The following is a 22373-nucleotide window of genomic DNA, read 5'->3' on the forward strand; positions in this document are numbered from 1 at the left end:
GCACGATGGCGAACCTCGGCGAGAGCATCGACGTCGACAACATTGAGGTCGACAACAATTTCGAGCCGCTGCCGGCCGGCGAGTACATGGTCCAGGTCACTGACAGCGACGTGGTCGAGACCAAGGCCGGCAACGGCCTGATCCTGAAGCTCACCTTCGAGGTGATGGACGGGCCGAGCGCCGGCCGCAAGGTCTGGCTCAACCTCAACTACAAGAACCCCAACGCCACCGCGCAGCGCATCGCGCACGAGCAGATCAAGCAGATCTGCGACGCGGTCGGCTTCGCCGGGCACCTCACCGACAGCGAGGTGCTGCACTACAAGCCGATCCGGACGCGCCTGACGATCAAGCAGGACCCCGAATACGGCCCGCGCAACGAGATGAAGAAGTTCTCGCCCCTCGCCGGCACCGCCCCGCCGCCCGGCAAGACCCAGCCGCAGGGCGAGCCCTCGACGGCGCGCCAGACCCAGAACGGCGGCGCGGCGGCCACCTCGCGCCCCGGCACCGGCGGGCGGCCCTGGGGCAACCGAGCGGCCTGACGAAGCCGGAGCGGCCGGCGCTCGGAAGGGACGCCAGGAGCCGGCCGCTCCACCCCGCACCCTGAGGATACGGAGACGCACGATGCGATTCGCGCGCAGGGCGGAGCTATGCCCGAAATCTGGAGAGAATTGGCCGATCGGACTGCAACCCTGCCGCGCCTGCGGGTCGACCGCCGCGGTGATCGAGCTGCGCCCGGGCGCGGTGCGCCTGCGGCGCCTGTGCTGCCAGGGCGATCCCATCACGCTGCCGGAGGCCGGCAACAGCGTGACGGAGGTCCGCCGCCATGGCTGAGCTCCCGCCGATCGAGGCGCCGACCGTGTCGGCCGTCTACGCCGCGCTCCAGCGCAACCGCCGCGACGAGGATCGCGGCTATCTCGGGATGTCGCAGTTCGGCACCGAGTGCGACCGCGCGCTCTGGTACGGCTGGCGCAAGGTCCACGATCCGGAACCGCTCGACGGCCGGCGCATCCGGCTGTTCGAGACTGGGCACCTCGAGGAAGGGCGCCTCATCGGCGACCTGCGGAGCGCCGGCATGGTTGTCGCCGACGCCGTTCCGCAGACCGGCCGGCAGTTCGGCGTGTGGTCGATCGGGGGCCACCTGCGCGGTCACCTGGACGGCAAGGTCGATGGCGTGCCGGACGCGCCGAAGACGACGCATGTCCTCGAATGCAAGACGCACAACGACAAGAGCTTCAAAGCCCTGCTGAAGGACGGCGTCGCCAGGTCGAAGCCGGGTCACTTCTCGCAGATGCAGTTCTACATGCATTTCACGGGGTTGACGCGGGCGCTCTACGTCGCCGTCAACAAGAACGACGATCAGCTCTACGCCGAGCGGGTCCGCTACGACGCGACGGCCGCGTTGCAGCTGGTCGCCCGGGCGGAGCGCATCATCCGGGCGGACCAGCCCCCGGCGAAGCTGCATGATGACCCGACCGCGAAGGCCGCCTTCGCCTGCGGCTGGTGCCCGGCCCGGACGGTCTGCCACGAGGGCGCCTGGGCGCGGGTGAACTGCCGGACCTGCCTGCACGCGACGCCGGTGGTGGACGATAGCGATGCCGGGCGTTGGCACTGCGCCCGGCACGACATCCACCTGACCCCGGACGAGCAGCGCCGCGGCTGCCACCAGCACCGCTACGTGCCCGGCCTCGTGCCCGGTGAGCAGGTCGACGTCGACGAAGGCCGCGAGACGATCACCTATCGCCTCGCCGACGGCAGCGCGTGGGTCGACGGCGCCGGCGCCGCGGGATGGCGCCCGTGAGCCTCGACGCCGCGGCCGCCCGGACGACGGTCCCGATCGAGAAGCTGCCGGCGCGGGTGCGCCGGATCGTCGAACGCTGCCGGGCTGGGCAGACCCTCTGCCTCGGCCACCGCGTGCGCGAGATCGGGCCACCCCTGTGCTGGTTCGAGCCATCGGGGCGGCCGACGCGGCACCGCAGCGCGCTGGACGCGATCGCCTCGGGCCACCTTGTCCCAAGCGCCGACGGCCTGTTCGGCAGGGGAACCGCCCAGACCTGGCGGGTGGGCGAGGGGGAGCGCGGGACGGAAACGGGTGTCCCTGGCGGGTCGTCTGCCGCGGCAGCGGAGTAGCGGCCATGTCGCGCTTCCGCTCCATGCCGATCTTCCGGCCCGGCATCGTCGGCGTGTTCACCATGGGCGCGGACGCCGTGATCCTTACCAAGGCCATGAAGAAGGTCCCGGAGGCCAGCGAGGCCGCCCGGGCGCTGGGCGACCCGTTCAACCGCGCCCGTCGCGAGCGGGCGCTGCGGATCCTCGAGGCGCTGCCCGCGCGCCGGCAGGCCCGGATCCTCGCCGAGTACGACCGCAAGCGCCGCGACGGAGACGACGAATGATGCCGGGATCCGACACGCTCTTCGAGCGCCGGCCTGCAGCTGCGGCCTTGCGGTCGCGCGCCTACCAGATGGAGACGGTACAGGCGCTCCTCGACTACTGGCGGGCCGGCGGCGGCAACCCGCTCGTCGACCTCGCCACCGGCACCGGCAAGTCGGTCTGCATCGCCCAGGTCATTGACCTCGTCCTGACCGAGTGGCCCGACATGCGGGTGCTCGTGCTGGTCCACGTCAAGGAGCTCGTGGCGCAGAACGTGAAGGCCCTGCTGCGCCTGCGCCCCAACGCACCGGTCGGCATCAACGCGGTCGGCCTCGGGCAGCGCGACCGGCACGCACAGGTGCTGTTCGCCTCCATCCAGAGCGTCTACCGCGAGGACGGCTACTCGCTGGGCAAGCGCGACTTGGTGCTGATCGACGAGGCGCATCTGGTGCCGAAGTCGGGCGACGGCATGTACCGCACCCTCGTCGAGAAGCTGCGCGAGCGAGTGCCGGACCTGCGCGTCGCCGGCTTCACCGCCACGCCCTACCGGCTCGACAGCGGGCGCCTCGACCAGGGCGACGACCGGCTGTTCGACCGCATCGTCTACACCTACGGCATCGGCGACGCGGTGCGCGACGGCTGGCTGGCGCCGCTCGTCAGCAAGGCGACGCTCACCGGCTTCGACCTCTCGGGCGTCGCGCGCCGCGGCGGCGAGTTCGTGGAGGGCCAGCTGCAGGCGGCCGTCGACCAGATCGACGTGACCAAGGCGGCCTGCGACGAGATCGTGGCGCTCGGCCGGGACCGGCAATCCTGGCTCGCCTTCTGCGCCGGCGTCGAGCACGCGCTGAACGTGCGCAACGGCTTGCGCGCCCGCGGCATCGCCGCCGAGACGGTGACCGGCGAGACCCCGGCGGGAGAGCGCGACCGGCTGGTGGCGCAGTTCCGGGAAGGCCGCATCCGCTGCCTGACCAACGCCATGGTGCTCACCACCGGCTTCGACGCACCCGGCGTCGACCTCATCGCCATGCTGCGGCCGACCCTTTCCACCGGCCTCTACGTACAGATCCTGGGGCGCGGCACCCGGCCGGTCTACCCGGACGGCTTCGACGCGAACGAGGCAACCCCGGAGGAGAGGCGGGTGGCGATCGCCGAGAGCGTCAAGGCCAACTGCCTCGTGCTCGACTTCGCGCAGAACGTCCTGCGGCACGGGCCCGTGGACGCGCTGACACCGACGGCTAGAAGCGGGCCGGCGCGGGCGGCCCCGGAGATGGCGGTGAAGCCGGAGACGGTCCGGGCGAAGGCCTGCCCCCATTGCAGCACCCTCGTCGGCCTCGACGAGTACGCCTGCACCGCCCCCGGCTGCGGCTTCGAGTGGGAGCGGCCGGTGCCGAAGCACGATCCGGTGGCGGATGCCGAGCGGCCGGTGATGCAGGGCGCGCCGCCCCCACCGCCCGACCCGTGGGTGCCGGTGACCGGCATGGGGGCGGCGCGACACGTCAAGCGGTTCGAGCCGGAGGCGCCGCCGACGCTGCGGGTGGAGTACGCCTGCGGGTTCGTCAGCCATGCCGAGTGGGTGTGCTTCGAGCACCGGGGCGTCGCCCGGGCCAAGGCCGAGAAGTGGTGGCGCGACATGCGCGGCCGGCAGCCGGCCCCGGCGAGCGTGGACGAGGCGCTGGAGCGCCTCGAGGACGGCGAGCTCGCCCGGCCGAGCCACATCGTGGTGAAGCGGGAGGGCCAGTTCGCCCGGGTCGCCAGCCGCCGGTTCGCGCCCGACGAACTCGCCCGTGTGCGCGCCTACGCGCCCCGCTCCGTCACCGAGCGCGAGGACGCCGCTTGGTGGCGCGTGCTCGGCCTCGACCCCTTCGCCCACGAAGACGAGGTGCGGGCGGCGTTCCGGCGGCTCGCGCGCGAGCACCACCCGGACCACGGCGGCTCTCACGCCGCGATGACCAACATCAACCGCGCCTACGTCGAGGGCTTGCGCGCCGCGAGCCCCACCGACGTGCCGTTCTGATGTCGGCGGGAGGAAAGGGCGATGCCGTGGCGCGGGTGAAGGGCGACCGCGAGCCGGTGATCTGCGGCGTGTGCCGGCGCCGGGCGAATACCGGCTTCGGCTGGGCCGGGAAACAGGGCCGCCCGGTGCTGTGGCTGTGCGACAGCCCGGAATGCGGCCGGGCCGCGAGGAGCGTGTACGAGATGCCGACCATCGAGCTGGATCGATACGAGCAGCGGGCGCGCGACGCGGCCGGCGAGCGGGCGGGGGCCTTCCTCGACGCCATCGGCAAGACCGACCTCGCGACCCTGACGCCCGAGGAATGGGCAACCTTCCTGCAGCAGGTCGTAGTCGGCTTCGAGGACGAGCTGCGCCGGATGCTCCTCGCGCGCACCGCGCCGTTCTGAGGACCAACGCGATGCGTGCGGTGTCGGGTGCGTATGGGCAGGTCGGGGCCCGCCTCGTGGAGCGGGGCTACGCGGCGATTCCGATCATCCCCGGCACCAAGCGCCCGGGCGTGCCGCGGGCCGACGGCGCCTGGACCGGCCTCGACGACTGGCAGGCCCGGTTCCGCCACCGCCTGCCGGTCGAGGTCGAGGTGGAACGCTGGTCCGAGAGCGGGGCCGGCGTCGGGATCGCGCTCGGTCCGCCCTCGGGCGGCACGGTGAGCGCCGACATCGACACCGACGACGCGGCGATCCGCGCCGTCCTGCTGACGATCCTGCCGGACACCACGGTCGGCAAGGCCGGCCGGAAGGGCGAGACGCTGTTCTACCGCGCGAGCCCGACCTTCCCGTCCCGGGCCTTCGACCTGCCTGGCCCGGACGGCAGGCCCGTGCGCGTGCTCGACCTGCTCGGCCCGGGCAAGCAGACCGTGCTGCCGCCGACGCTCCACCCCGAGACCGGCGAGCCCTACCGCTGGACGCGCCTCGAGGCGCTGGACGGCGTGGCGCCCGGGGACCTGCCGTGGATCGGCGACGACGTCGGCGAGCGCATCGCTGCGGCGCTGGCGCCGTTCGGCTACCGGCCCGAGCCGCCGCGGCCGCCGCGCCGGGAGACGCCGGTTGGTGAGGAGACGCCGCACCGCCGGGTCAACGACCTCGCCATGGCAGATCTCGGCGCCTGGGTGCCGGAGCTCGGCCTGCCCAAGCTGCGCCGCCGGGGCGGTGGCTACGTGGCGGTGCCGGTCTGGCGGCCGTCGCATGGCGGCCGGCCGCTGGAGAAGCGCAGCCCCAACCTCAAGATCCATCCGGAGGGCATCCGCGACTTCCACGATGGCGACCGGGCCTACACGCCCCTCGACCTCGTGATGGCGGCGCAGGGATGTGCCCTGGACGCGGCCTTCGACTGGCTGGCGGGGCGGGTCGGCTACGGCGAGGGCCTGACCATCGACCTGCAGCCGCGGCGGGTGGAGATGCATGCGGGCGTGACAGTCGACGCCGAGACCGGCGAGGTGCTGGAGACGCCACCTCACCCGGCCGATTCCCGCGACTTCCCGGACGCGGACCTGCGCGTGCCCGGGTTGGTGGGCGAGATCGCCGACTGGATCATGGCGTCGAGCCCCAAGCCGATCCGGCTGTTCGCCACCGCGGCGGCCCTGGTGACGGTCGGCACGCTGGTCGGCCGGCGGGTCTATTGCGGCACGCCGCGCTCGGGCGCCCACCTCTACGTGATGACGATCGCCGGCACCGGCGCCGGCAAGGAGCGGCCGCAGGAGGCGGTGCGCCAGATCCTCGACGCCGCGACCGGCGGCCAGCGGCTGCACACCGCGGCGGCCTCCTCGGCCGCGTCGCTGGCGCTCCGCCTCGCCGAGCGGCCGGTGCAGGTGCAGGTGGTGGACGAGGTCGACAAGATCCTGCGCCGGGTCGGCCACCGCAACGCCAACGCCCAGGAGGCCGAGATGCTGCAGGATTATTGCACCCTCTGGGGCCGTGGCATGGGCACGTTCATCCCCAACAGCACCACCACCCGCGGCGACATCCTGATCCAGCGGCCCTGCCTGTCGCTCTACGGCGCCACCACCTTCACGTCGTTCTACGAGCAGATGCGCTCGAAGATGGTCTCGAACGGCTTCCTCAACCGCTTCCTGGTGCTGCCGCGGTTCGAGCGGGTGAAGGTGCAGGCCCGGGTGGCGCCGGAGGAGGAGGTGCCCGACGCGATCGTGGCGGCGGCCCGGCGCCTGTTCGAGTTCCAGGACGCCCCGCCACCGGGCGCCGATCCCCGTCGGCACCTCGGCGCGACGGCGACGCTGCTGGACCCGGCCCGACCGCCGCCGCTCGTGGTGGTCGAAATGACGGCCGGCGCGCAGGCGATCTACGCCGCCTGCCGCGAGCGCGACGAGGCGATGCTGGCCCGGGCCGACCACGACCCGCTCTACGAGGCCTGGAGCCGGGCGGCGGAGTTGACGAAACGGGTGGCCCTGATCGTCGCCTGCGGGCGCTATGCAGAGGCCAGCCTCGCGGGAGTGCAAGTGGAGGAGGGGGACATGGCCTGGGCGCAGCGGTTGGTGGACTGGTCGTTCAGCCTGTTCGTGACCGGCCTGCGGGAGAACATGGCCGAGAACGAGCACCAGGCGGGGCTGAAGGCGGTGCTCGGGTTCATCCGTCAGGCCGGGCGGCCGGTGAACCGATCGGAGGTCTACAGGCGGGTGGACGGAAGGATGGATGCGCGGCAGCTCGACAACGTGATGAAGTACCTCGTGACCAGTGGGCAGGTGGAGGAGATGGTGGAGCGGACGAAAGGGCGACCGAAGACCTTGTATGCGATTACATCTCTTTAAATCAAAATTTAATGCCGTATTGATTTGGAATATCGATAAGTACGCTGAGGAGATATTTACGCAGTCTCTGCATATCATCTACGTCCCTACAAGACATTAGGAATGACGCGAATTCGATAATAAATCAGTGCATTGTTTAACAACCGAAGCACGAGATTCATGAGACGTTAAACAAAATTGAATGTGCGTTGAAAGGTTTACGGCGTATTAAATGATTCGAGCCAATTTTAGGAGAAAGGATAATAGATGACCAACAATCGTAGATCTAATCCACAGATAGAGGGATGCTATCATGAGAAAAATAGTCAAGGTCGGACTCGCGCTCCTGAGAGATCAGGAAATTCTCCTTGTTCGAAAAAAAGGCTCCTTTTATTTTATTTTGCCAGGCGGAAAGCCGGAACTGGGCGAAACTGATGTCGTCGCGCTCAGCCGGGAGATCGAAGAGGAGCTTGGTTGCACCCTCGACGAATCAACACTCCGCCTTATTGGGTCTTTCTCCGATGTAGCAGCCGGCCTTGTGGATACAGAGGTTACAGTACAATTATATACCGGCAAACTCATCGGAACGCCAAAAGCACAAGCCGAAATCGAAGATTTAGTATGGTTTACACTTGAAAACTCAGACGAGCCAAACTTGGCACCAAGTTTAAGAAATTCTATCTTACCATTCTTATCAAGGAACAATCAAATATACGCGAGATAAATCAGATGTTGATGGCTTGGATGAATTCATCCAAGTCATTTTTAAATTTTTCCTCCACACCATTATTATCAATGGCATGTGTAGCCATTTTAAATACATGATCAATGTGAAGACGATCGACTTCAAAATTATCTCGATCTTGGATCTCGCCTATTGTATGGGGTCTCTTAGCACGAATGCCGAGTCTGTCTACACGATGCTCCAGTTCTACCGAAATTTTCAAAATATAGACATCGTAGCCTGAAAGCGAAAAAATCAAACATTCGCGCTCTTCTGGCAGAAGTATTGCGTCGACTATAACCGATCGTCCGGATATTAATATTTGCCGAATATGCTCTATAGATCTTGAGACCAGTTCCGCACGGTTGTGTTCCCGCAACTCTGAGCGAACAATCTTTTCGCTTTCACGGGACTCCGGAAGCCCCCGCCGACGCACCTCCTCAAGTACGATATCGCCAAGGTATACACCTCCAGCGTTTGTTTTCTCCGCAAGATATGAGAGGGCAGTGGATTTTCCCACCCCCGCAAAACCACACAAGCCAATAACGCTAGGCATTTTTACTCGCTTTGCAGCTCAAGACTCAGTATGCAGTAGCCTTCCGATAAGCCTTGAGCAGATAGAGCGCAAGGAAATTCTGCAGAAGTTATATATGTAATTTTTGCTCTTAACTGCCTTCCTGTATAAGTGCCTTTTTTCGGATCGAATTCTTTTAATAGCAAGAAGTCCCCTACATTATAATCTCTATCGCTTGCGCGCCGCATATCGTGTTTTTTTGTTCCATTCAGAGTTGCCTCGAATAGATGCGGCCACGACTTTACCTCATGCACTCTACTTTGCCTAACTGCTTCCAACACCTTCTGCGAGCGGGTATTTTTCATCGCTAACATTCCTTTGTTTACCTCGCCACCCTTTCATACTCTAGCACCATCAACGCTGAGAATGACTCACATATCTGATTCGCCCACAGGTATAAAGTCTGAATAATCGAAATTAAAGTGGAATTTCGACGCAGAGACTGGAGGAGAAATACCCTCGACGATTTCTAAGGCGCTGGAAAATTCGGGAAGCAAAACCTGAGGGTTAGGCGGTTCGCAGTCACTAGTTCCGACAGGAACATTCCTAATACGATTCATTGTAGTGGATGAGCTTTTCTCCAAAGCAGCAATGAATGAGTTCGTAATTTGGACGATCTGCATAAGATCGTCATCTTCAATATCAAAATCAGCCGCCGTACTATCTATGTATATAACACCGGCCACAGGATTGGGACCGATGAAATTTCCACGAGTTTCAGGCTCCAAAATGGGTATGGCGATTATATAATGAATGTCAGCAACCATTTTTCCCGATGCAGTGGTGAGTCTTAATTTTTGCATTACTTCTTCGAGCGCGTTCGGCGATACGCCTTTAACCGAACGTACTATTCGGCGGGTTTTATATGCCAATCCTATAGTTGCATTATCAGCCGGAAATGCTCGTCCAGCAGATGTAAACTTTCCATGCGATAGGCCTATGCCAAAATATTCGCAACATTGCTGTAGGACCTCCTCTATGCCAAAATTAATTGCCCTATGGAGAGTGATCCTTAATCGTTTGTCATGTGGGTGTATATTCTGTAGAACGCCCGCGAGTGTCGAGCAAAATGACGCTGCTACGAGTTCAGTTGGTCCTGGAAGGTATTCTTTTCGCCACTGCATTGTAATATGATTGTCAACATTTATCTTTTTTATGTCTTCTGACGAGCTGAAAAAGCCAAAGTAACCCCCTGGCCAAAGCGCCTTGTCAGTTTGGCGAAAACTATAACTAAAACTGCTTTCGCGATAGTTTTTGATGATACTGGAAAGTTCGCTCGAAAGCAGATTTTGCAATTGACCTAGACGGTCGGTTCCATGTCGACGAAGTATTCGATCGTCAGGTATAGCGTGCTCCGATCGAATCTTACCTTCGTCGGCAGTCGAAGGTATGAAACCACCGCATTTATATAATAAATAAACCAACAATTTATTCTGAAAAGAAATTCTTATAGAGTCGGTATTGAACAATTCAGATATTTTCTTTATTTTCATATGTAGTATCGCATCCGTATCTCTTCTGAGTCTGTTTGATAGAATTTTTAGAACTACATCAAACTCGTCTTTATGAATATTAGATAAGTTCTCCAAATTTGCAAACAAATCAGCGCTCGACTCTTTAATAGTTTTTTCGTATAATTTTTTCATTTCTCGCTTGAGCTCTACAGATTTGCTAAATATTTCGTACAAAATTCTATCTTGCCTGTAGTGTGAAACTCTAACACGAAGCAAATCTATCATGGCGCCATCCCCCTGACCGGAAACAAGGTACATGCGCCGCGATTGCTCGAGGTTTGGCTGCCCTACAATGTCGTTTCTCCAATACGAAAGCGTGTTATCCTTTTCTAAACCAAATCCTGTAGCAATTATCACAATATCGAATATTTCAGTCCTACCGACGGCCGGCAGATTCGCATCTCTTATTCCACTTGAGCCATCGATTGAGCGCTGCTCACCTATCCACTCGATTTTGAGATTCGAATTGCTCGATGTATAATCGTATATCTGTATGTATCTTGTATTACAAAATATTTCTATCTGCTTGCTATAAGGCTCAGCAATATTGCTCCATTCTGCTAATACCTGGACTACAACATCAGATGCACGTGCCGCAGTCCAATTAAGCACAGGCAACATTGCAGAATTTGCTTCGCTCCCATTTGCAGGCCAATTATAAATATGCGGATGTAGCCAGCGCGTGTCACTGCCATGCTGCAAAGGCAACAGAGTGTCTCTTTGTTCAAACAATGTAATTCTAGAATTAGTACCTTTTTTTATGAAAGCCGCGGCAGTTGTTAGCCCGGCGAAGCCGGCCCCAACTATAGCAATAGATCGTTCAGGGCGATCCTGAGGCAGCTCTCCCGGCCTCACACATGGCACTCTACTGTTTTCAATTAAAGACCATACCAGATTAAGAGCGCGAGTTTGTTGACTGAGGACAGTAACTCCGTTATCAAACATACCTAATATGTATAGATTTTTGCCTGGAATTTGCGATGAAACGATGACGTCTTCTGATGAGTCAGGAATTTTATGACTTGCTGTCATGCGATCCTCTTACCACCGCGACCTGCCGCCAGGTACCCTTCGATTAATCGGTATCGATGACGACACTCCAGCGCATGGCACGATACCTGGATGACAGCAGCAGGTCACCTGCTGTGCCTCTGAGGTGTAACGAGTCGTAGTGTGGCAGTGAGACGCTCTCACGTCCTCACGTCCGCCATTCGCCGCGCAGGGCGAAGCAGGCCGCAACGCTGGCGGTGGCCAGGACCGCGACGCATTCACGTCCGCGCCACAGAAAGAGCGTCAGGACGAGGCCGGTCAGGATCGTGGCCGTCCTGACCAGGACCGGGCGGCCACGGAGGCGCGGGGGACGCCTGGAACGGCTCAGGTGGAGGCGGTGCGGCTGGCCCAGGACGTGCCCGGGTGCCGAAATCCGCCGGCTCACCGCAATCGCCTAGGTGGTGTCGGTCGCTGCGGTGGGCCAACCCCAGCTACAGTTTGCCGTGGAAGGAGATGCCCCTGGCGTGCGGCCGCAGGTCATTCGGCCTCCGGCGCGCGGCTCGGGCAGAGCGCCTTGAAGATCTGGATATTGGTCGGGTAGCCGCTGGCGCTCGAGCCGTCCGCCACCTCTCCAGACGGCAGACTCATGACCACGTACTTGGCCATGCTGTCCTTGCTGCGGGAGCGGCCAGCAAAGCGGTAGCGGCTGCCCTGGAAGTCGGTGAACTCGCCGCGTGGGCAATTGGCGGTGATCCGGTCATTGAGCGGGACGGCTAGCTCCTCGCTGATGCAGGCAGGCGTCACCTTGCCGACATAGTCCCGGCAGAAGCCGATTGCGTCCTCACGCGTGTGCTTGGTGCGGATGACCGCTCGGGCCGTGTCCAGGCCGCTCATTGACACGACGGTGACGGTCATGCCGGCGCGCGATCCGTAGTAAATCTTCCCCGAGGCCACGGCCGGCGAGACCGTGAGCAGGCACAGCGTGCAAAGTGTAGCCGGCAGAATGTATCTCAACACAGAAATTCCCTTGCAATCGATCACATGATGATCTACGTCCGAGTCGGTTTTTCTTCGGATTTTTTCCTTCATGATGCTGTACATACAAGGAGTAAGCTTCTAAATTAGCCGCAGTGACAGAGATGTGTCGCATTTTATAAGAATAACGACTTTACAAAGCTGGCCTGAACGACGTAATGCTTTTGATTCAATTCTTCCCATGCCATTCCTTCATGGATCCATCCGACCAGAAGGGGTGCCCTCATCCGCGATTTTCTGAAATCAAGCAGACTAAACACCGGGGCGCCACTGATTCCTCCAAGATCGTCCAGAGGACCTGCTACTCCCTGTTCCGAATCATATCGGCGCTCATCAATTCGAATCGAAAACTGATCCTGCTCGATCGTCTCAATGGCTCCGACGCAAAAGAGGCGCCCCATCACCATGGTCTTCGCAGACTCGATTTTCTTCCAGCATCCTGGGAAGCCGACGTATGCTACAAGGTCCATTTGTTGAACGCCGTCAAAGTGCAGGTTTGAATCTGGAAATATGCTCCACTTCGCCCCAAGTGCATCGTCGTCTGTTAGGTGAATGACTCCAAAGTCCACGTTTCTCGCTATTTTAATGCGATCGGCACTAATGTTTTTAAGCACGTAGCCCATACCTCCGATTTGCATACGACCGGTGTCACCCAAGCCAACAAATTCTTCGATGACGTGGCCCGCGGTCGCCATCAGGGCTCCCTTGGCAGTGCGTATTATGGTCCCAGTGGCGGTATTTACTTTCTGCTTCGCAGAATCAAACACGAGAATGGGCAGTGCATATCTTTGTGCTGTTTCGAGTCCAGCAGTTGCTATGCGTTCAAAACCCTCTTTGGTAAGTTTCATTGTAAGCCTTCAATTGTTGTCCGGATATGTTCGACTACGCGAAGCTGGCGGCACCGCACTAGTCTCAAATACCGCTTTCTGGACCGGCTAGAAGTTCGACCGTTGGTTGAGTTGGGTTGAATGCAGGGCGTCCGCTTCAGGGCGCAGGGTTGGGGTCCGCTCCCCACCGTCAGCGGCCGTTCTACCGTCAAGCTGATCGGGTTCTTGACCCTAGTCACGCGACGCGGACCCATCAGGCTGCGGTATCGCGCCAACCTTGTCCTGACGATCGATTTCAACGTCCGTTTTAGCATCTTTTTGTTGTGTATCTCTATTATATCCTTGTTCTGAATTAGATATATTATGATCTTCGTCTGACAACATTACGCCTTTAGCAGCAAATTGTGACAGCATGTATTGTAGATATGCGAATTCATTGTCGATATATGCTGTTGTCTTGATTTTAATATCAGGCTTGGGAGCTCCATTTTTCCATTCTAAAGCCTTGCCATCACCATCTTTTCTCTTCGATTTTTCAAAATAGTCCCTGTACCTGTAAGGGGCCACGCCGATAAATGGCTCGAAATGCACCCTGTCTTTAGACAAGTCGGATTCAGACCGCTCAAGCGAAATATCGTCGATATATAATTCAGTCGCGTAGCTTTTTGGATAAGGTTCGATATATACTACGCGCTTTATACCTGCAGAAATTATATGCTTAGCACAAAGATGGCAAGGGAATGTAGTGCAATACAAGACGTCGCCATCTATAGAAATACCCTTCCTAGCAGCATCAGTAATAGCGTTCATTTCTGCATGTATAATCCTACCATATTCAATAACATCCATCATCATTAATCTTTTCGTAAGATCGACTTTTTTTTCTTCTTTTATCGAAGCAAGAAAATCACGCGTACTCATTTCCACGTATTTCTTTTCAATTAGACCTATAGCTTCAAGCTGCTTCAAGGTATCTCCAAGCAAACGATACTTGAAATTTTCGTTTGTGTCCCACCCGATTTTAAACTCACGAGCATCACCTCTGTCGTCTTCCCAATAGGTGCCCCCTGAGGGGCTGGGAACCTCGTTGCATCCAAGAACTTTAACCTCACCTTTTGGAGAAAATACAGCGGCCCCGACTTGCCTCGATAAATCAACCGACCTAAGTGACGCTGATTTAGCAACATACATTCCATACTCATCTCGGGACGGTGAATGAAAATTATATCCAAACAAAATCTTTACAAATCTTCCGATTGTTTTCTTGGCGGAGTCGCTTGTAGATGCGTCAATAAATACATCAGCGAGCGGGTACACGTCTCTAAGTCGCTGCCCATAAGGATTGTCGGGCTCATTATCGTCGAGCTTCACGAGGTTTAATGCCTCGCCTTCGAAATCAGAAATTCTTGTACTAGTATTATCGTAATCTCTCATTTTAGTAGCAAGTCGAGTTTTTCTTGCGATCGGATCCATATAGGCGGATATTTGAAATACTTGCTTACCGTACAACTCTCTAAATAATTCTATTTCCTCAGTTCTTTTGAGTTGTCGAATTATATACGCCACTTTAGGGGCTGCAATCAAAGGATCTTTTGTTATTTTATTTCTTTCTCCCTGAATTAAGAACAAACTAACGTGAGCCATCAGAGCCTTATCTTCAAGTAATTTTCTATAATCATTTGCGCTTTTAATTCTTTTTTTATAATGCTCATTAAGTGTCTCTGCCCTGTTTTTTAGATTGTCATCTATAAGTTGCAAGAACTGCGTCTGATGTATTTCAACCGTTTTGTATCCAAATAACTTTAATTGATCTTGAAGAACATTTGAAACTAACTCAAGGTTTACGCCGATGGCGCCACAAAGAGGAAAGAACAACTCTGGATACTCGGTTGCTTGCTTGTTATTAACAGACATTTAACTTGCCCGCCAACTCTATGGGAACGAACGTGAGTGACCACCCATTGTTAACATGCTATGGTGATTCTGCGGATTTGCAACCGTTGAAACGGGGTGGAATATGAATAGGCCGCAACAACTCACAGCGCAGTGGCTGTCGGAACAATTCACCCGCATAGCTAACAGCGAGCCCAACGGCAGAAATGTAGTGAGTGCCTCTGTTGATCGTGAGGCTTCACAAAACTACGCCTTGGCCGTGAGTCGATTTGTCGCCGGTACTGGCATCCACGGCCAGGAAGATACATCCAATCGCAGAACCTCTCCCCATCCCGAACCTTTTTCCGGCTAGATACATATATATCTAGTTACTGTGTCGCGCGCCAACCACCACAGTCGGCTTGACTGTACCTTCATTGTTCGAGCTGTTGCCTAACTCGTAGGCGCGCTCTTATCCGCACTGCCGGTCAGGTTACCTTCGTTTGATTTGACCACGCTGCATAGACGCTCGTCGAAGGCCCGCCATCGCGCGGGCCTTTTCATTTTACGCCCCGGCCTCCGCGCAGAATCGTTTTTGCACCATGGGAGAAACCCGCCCAGCGCCTTCCTGCACCGGCAGCAGAAACTCAGCCAGTGCAAAAACTCCAAGCTCTAACTCTATAAAGATAAAAGAAAAAAATCTTTTTACCCTTCTTCCCTCCTATCCCTCTCCCTTCCATTGTTAGACCTGCTCTCCACACCCTCTCTCCAGCGAACGGCTTTTTACACCGTCAAGAACTTGGGGGAGGGGGGTTGAGAGCCCGCGGCTGGTATGATCCGCCCGCCACGCCCCCGCCCGGTCCGGGTCTCCCGCCACGGAGATCCGGCCGACCATGCCGACCACCGACACCCCGTCCGCGATCCGCATCTGGGTCGCCGCCTACGTGGCGGCGAACCGCGAGACCGCGGTGCGCGACGCCGCCGAGGCCCGCGCCTATCCCGCCCTCCTGCCCACCGGCCTCGTCGAGGTGAGCCACGCCCGCCGGCGCATGCTGGTCGAGCGGCCGGTCTTCCCCCGCTACGTCTTCCTCGGCGTGCCGGAGGGCGCATCCTGGTACCCGCTGCGGGCCGTCCCGGGCGTGCTCGGCATCCTGTCGAGCGGGCAGCAGCCGCGGGCGGTGCCCAAGCGCGTCGTCGGCCTGCTGGAGGAGGCGATCGCCGCCAACGCCTTCACGCGGACCGCCGAGGCGGCCTTCGCGGCCGGGGAAGCGGTGAAGGTCCGGGTCGGCTCGGCCGAGCTCGACGCCTTCGTGGAGCGCGTGCGGCACACCCTGCCGGGCCAGCGCATCGACGTGGTGTTCGAGGCCATGGGCAAGCGGCACCGGGCGACGGTCCCGCTTGATCACGTCCGCGCCGCGGGGTAAACCTTGCGGCATGCAGGGCCGCGGTGAGGTTTCACCCGCCCTGCGGATGCATTGGCGGAACGACCGGTATGCCCGCCTTCCGCTCCCCCCGCACCACCAACGAGCAGCGTCAGGCCGACGGCCATTGCTGGGACGGCCTTGCCGTCCGGCCGAAGCGCCGCGCGGCGAACCCTCCCGACGCCTGATCCCCCGCCCGGGCCCCGAGCCCGCGCGGTGCCGCTCATCCGGGGCCCGATGCCGATCCTCCCCAACTCGCGCCATGAGCGGTTCGCGCAGGAACTCGCCAAGGGTTCGTCGATCGGCGCGGCCTATGTTGCGGCCGGCTTCAAGGCGCACGACAGCAACGCCTCGCGCCTGAGCCGGAAAGAGCAGGTCCGGGCACGCGTCGACGAGATCCTGGCGGCGGGCGCGACCCAGGCCGGCGTGACGGTCCAGCGCATCGTCGAGGAACTGGCGAAGGTCGGCTTCGCCAACATGCACGACTACATGCGCGTCGGCCCGGACGGCGATCCCGTCCTCGACTTCGGCCGGCTCACGCGGGACCAAGCCGCCGCGCTTGGCGAGGTGACGGTCGAGGACTTCCGGGACGGCCGCGGCGAGGACGCCCGCGAGGTGCGGCGGGTGAAGTTCAAGCTCCACGACAAGCTGTCCGCGCTCGAAAAGCTCGGCAAGCACCTCGGGATGTTCAGCGACAAGGTCCAGCACACCGGAGAGGTCACCATCGTGTTCGACACGGTCGACGCCGAGGCGTGAGCGTCGCGTTCTCGCCCGGGCAGGAGGCGGCCCGCCGCCTGCTCGCCGGCCCGCAGCGCTACACCTGCCTCGTCGGCGGCACGCGCTCGGGCAAGACGTTCCTGACCGTGCGGACCATCGTGGTGCGCGGCCTCAAGGGGGCGGGCTCGCGCCACGCCCTGCTGCGCTTCCGGGCGAACGCCGCGCGCGCCTCGATCGCCCTCGACACGCTGCCGGCGGTGATGCGGACGTGCTTCCCGGGCGTGGCGCTCAAGGAGCACCGGCAGGACGGGTTCTTCGAGCTGCCGAACGGCTCGCAGTTCTGGATCGGGGGCCTCGACGACAAGGACCGGGTCGAGAAAATCCTCGGCCTCGAATTCGCGACGATGTTCCTCAACGAGGCGTCGCAGATCCCGCACAGTTCGGCCACCATCGCGTTCACCCGCCTCGCCCAGGTGGTGCCGGGCCTCAAGCAGCGGGCCTTCGTCGACCTCAACCCGGTCGGCAAGGCGCACTGGACCAACCAGCTGTTCGGCGAGAAGCGCGACCCGGTCTCGCGCCAGCCGCTGCCGGACCCCGACGACTACGCCCGGGCCTTCCTCAACCCGCGCGACAACGCGCACAACCTCTCGCCCGACTTCCTCCGGGCGCTGGAGGGCCTGCCCGAGAAGGCCCGCAAGCGCTTCCTGGAGGGCGTCTACGTCGACGAGATCGACGGGGCGCTCTGGACGCTGGAGGTGCTGGAGAAGCACCGCTGTCGGCCCGAGGACATCCCGGAGGGGAGGCGGGCCGCCGTGGTAGTGGCGGTCGATCCCTCCGGCGCGGCGAGCCGCCAGGACGAGGCGGCCGACGAGATCGGCATCGTGGTGGCGGCCCGCGGCACCGACAGCCACGGCTACGTGCTCGAGGACCTGTCCTGCCGCGAGGCGCCGGCGGTCTGGGCGCGCCGGGCGGTCGAGGCTTACCACCGCTACCGCGCCGACTGCATCGTGGCCGAATCGAACTTCGGCGGGGCGATGGTCGAAGCGACGATCCGCGCCGCCGACCCGAACGTGCCGGTGCGCCTCGTCACCGCGAGCCGCGGGAAGGCGGTGCGGGCCGAGCCGGTCTCGACCCGCTACGCCCAGGGCCAGGTGCACCATGCCGGGCGCTTCCCGGTGCTCGAGGACCAGCTCTGCGCCTTCGCGGGCTCGGGCTACACCGGCCCGGGCTCGCCCGACCACGCCGACGCCTGCGTCTGGGCCCTCACCTACCTGCTCGGCATCGCCGACGGCACTGGCATCCTGGAATTCTATCGCCGGGAGGCCGAGGCCGCGCCCAGCATTCCCACCCCGCAGCACGGCTGGTCGATGCCCTCGGGGGTCGTCGAAGGGCAGGTCGTCCTGCTGGCCCCTCCCGGCACCGGGACTGTCATCGGGCTCACCGGCGCGCGCTATGCGCCCGATGCGGACGGCCTGGTGCGGGTGGCAGCGGAGGATGCAGGGCCGCTGCGGGCGGCCGGGTTCGTGGATGTCGAGGACGCGGCGGCCTGAGAGCCCACTCACGCGCCCGTGCCACCAGCTTGTCCACAGCGCCGCCTGCGCGGCGGCCCGTTTCTCGACCAGGAGAACCCCCAGCCATGATGCCGAAAGTCGTCCTCAAGGCGCCCCCGGGCGTCGGCGGACAGATCCACGCCAGCCAGTCCGGCCGCAACTACACGATCGCCCCCGACGGCACCGTGACGGTCGATTCCTCAGACGTGCGCGACCTCATCGGCGCGGGCTACGTCGTCCAGCAGCAGGGGGGCGACCCCAGCACCGCGACCGCGGCCCCGATCACCTCGCCCTCGCCCACCGCGGCGACCGAGGGCGCCACCGCGCTCGACCCGGCCCAGCGCGAGGCCGGCCGGCGCGAGACCCCGTCCGACACCGCGCAGGGGCACCAGGATTTCGGCGGCGCCGTCCCGCCGCACGGCCGGCCGCTTGACCTCGGCAGCGACCCGGTGACGACCGCGCACAAGGCCGCCGATGCCGCGGCCGTCGCCGAGGCGGCCCAGCGCGCCGGAGCGCCGCAGGCCATGACGAGCCCGGAGGCGAACACCGGCAACGCCGCGCAGCCCGCTGGCACGGACGCGCAGCAGGACGAAGCCGCCAGACGCGCGGCCGAGGACGCACCGTCGGCCTAACGGCCGCACGCGGGCCGGATCCGGAGCGAGAATGGCGAACCCGTCCCGCGGCGGCGTACAGGGCACGCCCCTGTCCCCGCTGACGCTCAAGCTCAGCTATGCCGCGCCCGGCCAGGGCTCTGCTTGGTTCGGGCCGGGCGCGCCCATGCCGCCCTCGGCGCCGTCGGAGGTGCGCGGCCGCGCCTGGGACTTCCCAGTTGGCTACAACCTCAACACCACCGCCCGGGCCTACGAGCCGGTCGGGTTCGACATGCTACGGCGGCTCGCCGACGGCTACGACCTGCTCCGGCTCGTCATTGAGACGCGCAAGGATCAGGTCGCCCGGATGGACTGGACGATCCGGCCGCGGGAAGGGCGGGCGGTAAACGGCCGGACCGCTGCGCTGATCACGTGGCTGCGCAAGCCGGACGGGCTGCACCGGTGGGACGACTGGCTGCGCATGGCGCTCGAGGACGTGCTGGTCATCGACGCCTTGTCGCTGCTCAAGCGCCGCGACTACGCCGGCAACCTGCTGGCCCTGGAGCCGATCGACGGCGCCACGATCAAGCCGCTGGTCGACGACTGGGGCCGCATCCCCGAGCCCATGCTGCGGGCCGGCGAGACGGAGTGGCCCGACGCCTACCAGCAGGTCCTCAAGGACCTGCCGGCGGTGAACTACACCGCCAACGACCTGCTCTACCGGCCGCGCAACCGCCGGGTGAACCGGGTCTACGGCTATTCGCCCGTCGAGCAGGTCATGACCACGGTCAACATCGCCCTGCGCCGGCAGGTCGGGACCCTGGAATACTACACCTCGGGCAACGTCCCCGACTCGCTGATCGGCGTGCCCGACACCTGGACGCCCGACCAGATCGCGGCGTTCCAGAACCACTGGGACTCGCTGTTCGAGGGTAACCAGGCGCGCCGGCGCAAGGCCAAGTTCGTGCCCGGCGGCGTCGCCAAGACCTTCATCCAGACCCGCGAGCCGGAGCTGAAGGGCGAGTTCGACGAGTGGCTGGCGCGCGTCGTGTGCTTCGCCTTCTCGACCTCGCCGCAGGCCCTGCTCAAGCAGATGAACCGAGCCTCGGCCGACACCCAGAAGGAGATCGCCGAGGAAGAAGGGCTCGCCCCCCTCCTCGATTGGGTGAAGGGCCTGATCGACGATGTGCTCGCCGACGATTTCGGCGCGCCGGAGCTCGAATTCGCCTGGGCCGAGGACGTCCAGATCGACGAGGCGCGGCAGGCCGAGATCCTGCGGGGCAAGGCCTCGTCGGGCCTGATGAGCATCAACGAGGTGCGGGCGAAGGACGGCCTCGACCCCGACCCGTCGCCGGCGGCCAACCAGCTGATGGTCCTCACCGGCTCCGGCTACGTGCCGATCGACGCGAACACGCTGGAGGGCAGGCAGGCGGCGATGGCGCTGCTCGGGCCGCCGGCGGGGCCGGATGGTGCGTTCGGGGCGCAGGGCGGCGGGCAGGAGCAGGACGGCGAGGATGAGGTAGCCAAGCGGCTCCTTGCCAAGTTCGACCCGGATCAGCCCCGGGCCGCCGACGGCAAATGGACCAGCGGCGGAGGCGGCAGCGCGGGCGGCGATGGTCCGGCGAAGATCCGAGGGGAGGAGGCGCGCGGGACGTTCCGCGGCGTGGTCCGCAACACCACCATAGCGGCGGCCCTCCTCGCTGGCGGCGCCGTTGTCACAGCGATGAGCGGTGGGACGGCGCCGGCCGTCGTCGCCTTGGCAACCTACGCCGCGGATTCCCTGCTCACCAACGCAGCCGAGAAGGTCGCCCGCCACCTTCTGTCCGAGGCTGGTGTGGACGCAGAGGCGGCCACGGGCCTCGTCGCTGGCGCGCTCGACAGTGCCGGCCTCGGCGGGTTGCTCAAGGCCGAGAGCACCGGGATCGTGTCCGACCTGCGCCGCGAACTCGCCGCCACGGTGAATGCCGCGCTCGACGAGATGAGCCGGCACGTCGAAGAGGCGCGCGGCGACTTCGACGAGGACGTGCGCGAGGCGGCCCTGGCTGCGATCGAGGAGCGCCGACGCTCCTGGCAGGACAAGGTCGCGGCGATCGGGGCACCGGCCGAGAAGGCTGCCGGCTTCACGAAGCGATGGGGGCGGCCGGACCCGGTCCCTTTCGACCGGCCGGCCACGCGCCGGGCCATCCGGGCGATCACGGGACGGGTTGCGGGTGCGCTCGCCGGTATCCGTGACGAAGCGGTCGCGGCGGCGCGCGGGCTCGGCAAGCTCGCCAAGGCCGCGCCGAACCCCGAGGATACGGAGCGAGCCCGGCGGGAGGCGGACGCGTTCGTCGACCGGCTCGACCTCTCGGACCTCGACGAGCTCGCGCCGGGCCTCGCCGACGATCTGGCGGGCGTTGCCACCGACACAGTGCGCCGGACCATGGCGCAGGTCGGCGCCGATGGCCTGGACACCCTGGTCGACCAGGTCAACGAGGGGGCCGTCGCCGAGGCCCGGGCCCGGGCGGCCGAACTGGTCGGGATGCACTGGGACGAGGACGGCAACCTCGTCGAGGCGAAGCGCGCCTCCTACCGGATCGACGAGACGACCCGGGAGAGCCTGCGCGAGACGATCGTCTCTGGGCTGGCCCGCAACATTGGCTCGGACGCGATCGCCGACGAGATCGAGGCCTCCTACGCGTTCTCGGCCGAACGGGCGCTCACCATCGCCGAGACCGAGGTGGCCGCGGTCAACGGGCAGGCCTCGCTGGAGAGCTACCACGCGGCGCGACACGCGGGCGTCGGAGTCAAGAAGGCGTGGTGGGCCGAGAACGGATGCTGCGCGGCCTGCCAGGCCAACGCCGAGGCCGGGCCGATCGACCTCGACGACGAGTTCCCGAGCGGGGACGAGACCACCCCGGCGCACCCGAAATGCCGCTGCGTGGTGGCGCCGGTCGTCGAGGATGGGCCGGAGGCGGTCGGCAAGGCGTTCGATCCGCGTCAGGGGCGGGACGAGCGGGGCCGGTGGACGTCGGGTCTCTCGTCCGCCCTCGGCGCGGCCGGCCAGAAGGCGGCTCCCGTCGTGCGCGCCAGCCTCGGCCCGGTGACCAGGGCGGCCAGGATCCATGCTCTGACCGGGGTCGACGTGCGCGGCTTCAAGCATACGCTGACCAATGAAGGCATCAGGCACATCCTCGCCAAACATGGCTCTGCGCAGGAGAGGTCACGGGGGCAGATCCCCGTCTCCGCAGGGGACTTCGCGCAGGTTACCGCGATCGTCCGACGCCCCGACACCATCGGGCCCGGCCCGGCTTCCAAGGCGAATGGCCAGCCGCGACTGATCTTCACGAAGGCTATCGACGGCGTGACCTACACCTGCATCGGCGAGATCCAGCGCGGGAAGCGGCGGATCGAAGTCGTCACGCTGTGGAAGAGGTAACACCGCCATGCTCGATGCACGGT

At 62.9% G+C, this 22373-nt stretch carries 19 protein-coding genes; 13 read left to right on the forward strand and 6 right to left on the reverse strand.

From position 1 onward, the window contains the following. Positions 1-5: 5 nt before the first annotated feature. From G4G93_RS11225 to G4G93_RS11260, 8 genes are all read left to right on the forward strand, one after another. A complete protein-coding gene (locus tag G4G93_RS11225) occupies positions 6-539 on the forward strand; it encodes a DUF669 domain-containing protein (protein ID WP_165084150.1) in 534 nt (177 codons plus the stop codon). Positions 540-823: 284 nt separating this feature from the next. Continuing rightward, on the forward strand, positions 824-1798 hold the full coding sequence (locus tag G4G93_RS11230) for a PD-(D/E)XK nuclease family protein (protein WP_165084164.1): 975 nt from the start codon (positions 824-826) through the stop codon (positions 1796-1798). Then, entirely contained in the window at positions 1795-2127 is a 333-nt protein-coding gene (locus G4G93_RS11235) for a hypothetical protein (RefSeq protein ID WP_165084166.1), read from the forward strand. The genes G4G93_RS11230 and G4G93_RS11235 overlap by 4 nt, the downstream gene beginning before the upstream one ends. Before the next feature lie 5 nt (positions 2128-2132). Further along, complete coding sequence (locus tag G4G93_RS11240; protein ID WP_165084168.1) at positions 2133-2390, forward strand: hypothetical protein; 258 nt, start codon at positions 2133-2135, stop codon at positions 2388-2390. Further along, positions 2387-4381: a DEAD/DEAH box helicase family protein gene (locus G4G93_RS11245; protein WP_165084170.1), complete on the forward strand. Its 1995-nt coding sequence runs from the start codon at positions 2387-2389 to the stop codon at positions 4379-4381. Before G4G93_RS11240 ends, G4G93_RS11245 begins: the two co-directional genes overlap by 4 nt. Then, the gene (locus G4G93_RS11250) at positions 4381-4767 is read left to right on the forward strand and encodes a DUF6511 domain-containing protein (RefSeq protein ID WP_165084172.1); all 387 of its coding nucleotides are present in this window, start codon (positions 4381-4383) and stop codon (positions 4765-4767) included. The genes G4G93_RS11245 and G4G93_RS11250 overlap by 1 nt, the downstream gene beginning before the upstream one ends. Positions 4768-4778: 11 nt before the next feature. Then, positions 4779-7139, forward strand: coding sequence for a bifunctional DNA primase/polymerase (locus G4G93_RS11255; RefSeq protein ID WP_165084174.1), 2361 nt, complete (start codon positions 4779-4781; stop codon positions 7137-7139). Between the two features lie 292 nt (positions 7140-7431). Continuing rightward, positions 7432-7842, forward strand: a complete 411-nt coding sequence (locus tag G4G93_RS11260; RefSeq protein ID WP_165084176.1) for an NUDIX domain-containing protein — start codon at positions 7432-7434, stop codon at positions 7840-7842. Position 7843: 1 nt separating this feature from the next. Here G4G93_RS11260 and G4G93_RS11265 read toward each other — a convergent pair whose 3' ends face one another. The 6 genes from G4G93_RS11265 to G4G93_RS11290 form a co-directional block, all read right to left on the reverse strand. Further along, positions 7844-8398: an AAA family ATPase gene (locus G4G93_RS11265; protein ID WP_165084178.1), complete on the reverse strand. Its 555-nt coding sequence runs from the start codon at positions 8396-8398 to the stop codon at positions 7844-7846. A 2-nt stretch (positions 8399-8400) separates the two neighbouring features. After that, complete coding sequence (locus G4G93_RS36745; protein WP_409513822.1) at positions 8401-8730, reverse strand: DUF3850 domain-containing protein; 330 nt, start codon at positions 8728-8730, stop codon at positions 8401-8403. Positions 8731-8787: 57 nt separating this feature from the next. Continuing rightward, entirely contained in the window at positions 8788-10962 is a 2175-nt protein-coding gene (locus G4G93_RS11275; protein ID WP_165084182.1) for an FAD-dependent oxidoreductase, read from the reverse strand. 495 nt (positions 10963-11457) lie between these two features. After that, the gene (locus G4G93_RS11280) at positions 11458-12021 is read right to left on the reverse strand and encodes a hypothetical protein (protein ID WP_246736685.1); all 564 of its coding nucleotides are present in this window, start codon (positions 12019-12021) and stop codon (positions 11458-11460) included. Positions 12022-12071: 50 nt separating this feature from the next. Then, on the reverse strand, positions 12072-12803 hold the full coding sequence (locus G4G93_RS11285; RefSeq protein WP_165084184.1) for a hypothetical protein: 732 nt from the start codon (positions 12801-12803) through the stop codon (positions 12072-12074). A gap of 210 nt (positions 12804-13013) precedes the next feature. After that, positions 13014-14696, reverse strand: a complete 1683-nt coding sequence (locus G4G93_RS11290) for an anti-phage dCTP deaminase (protein WP_165084186.1) — start codon at positions 14694-14696, stop codon at positions 13014-13016. Positions 14697-15547: 851 nt separating this feature from the next. Between G4G93_RS11290 and G4G93_RS11295 the strand changes: the two genes are divergently transcribed. The 5 genes from G4G93_RS11295 (at position 15548) to G4G93_RS11315 (ending at position 22350) form a co-directional block, all read left to right on the forward strand. Beyond that, positions 15548-16078, forward strand: a complete 531-nt coding sequence (locus tag G4G93_RS11295; RefSeq protein WP_165084188.1) for a transcription termination/antitermination protein NusG — start codon at positions 15548-15550, stop codon at positions 16076-16078. Positions 16079-16291: 213 nt separating this feature from the next. Then, complete coding sequence (locus tag G4G93_RS11300; protein ID WP_206289688.1) at positions 16292-16831, forward strand: terminase small subunit; 540 nt, start codon at positions 16292-16294, stop codon at positions 16829-16831. After that, positions 16828-18342: a phage terminase large subunit gene (locus tag G4G93_RS11305; RefSeq protein WP_165084190.1), complete on the forward strand. Its 1515-nt coding sequence runs from the start codon at positions 16828-16830 to the stop codon at positions 18340-18342. Before G4G93_RS11300 ends, G4G93_RS11305 begins: the two co-directional genes overlap by 4 nt. 86 nt (positions 18343-18428) lie before the next feature. After that, positions 18429-18974, forward strand: coding sequence for a hypothetical protein (locus tag G4G93_RS11310; RefSeq protein WP_165084192.1), 546 nt, complete (start codon positions 18429-18431; stop codon positions 18972-18974). Positions 18975-19005: 31 nt separating this feature from the next. Continuing rightward, the gene (locus G4G93_RS11315; RefSeq protein ID WP_165084194.1) at positions 19006-22350 is read left to right on the forward strand and encodes a phage portal protein; all 3345 of its coding nucleotides are present in this window, start codon (positions 19006-19008) and stop codon (positions 22348-22350) included. Positions 22351-22373: the final 23 nt, after the last annotated feature.

Source organism: Methylobacterium sp. DB0501, assembly GCF_011043735.1.
Taxonomy (GTDB): Bacteria; Pseudomonadota; Alphaproteobacteria; order Rhizobiales; family Beijerinckiaceae; genus Methylobacterium; species Methylobacterium alsaeris.